This is a genomic window from Rhizobium sp. SVR5-9E (assembly GCF_056755095.1).
The window spans coordinates 1-329 of record NZ_JBNDHS010000309.1 but is presented as its reverse complement, the minus strand read 5'-3'; the positions used below and the strand labels follow the sequence as shown (position 1 = coordinate 329).

General features: G+C 38.9%; 1 protein-coding gene. It reads right to left on the bottom strand.

The annotated features are described in order from the left end of the window. Positions 1–19: 19 nt before the first annotated feature. On the bottom strand, positions 20–329 hold a 310-nt coding region (locus tag ACPYOJ_RS34940), incomplete at its 5' end, for a GLPGLI family protein (protein WP_481420319.1).

Genomic DNA, 329 nt, shown 5'->3' with positions numbered 1-329 from the left:
TTTCAATTCCTTTTAATTCCTAGATATGTTGTTTCTTCGTGTCTTCGATCTTGACGATCAATCCCGGAAGCCCACCAAATTTATATGGTCCATCAGAAATGGGAATTTCGTTGGTAAACCATGCATTATACTTTCTGCCCTTATATTCTACCGTTGCCAACTGGCATTTTTTACCTTGTATCATAGCAGTTTCTGTTCCGATCTGCCAATTGAGGGTGATGTGCTGAATGATTTTAAATCGGTCAGTGTTCACAGGAAGGTAAGATATTACTTCATTGGATCGCCAGTCTTTTTGAATGATACCACGAACTTTTCCTTGTGGAAAGGTA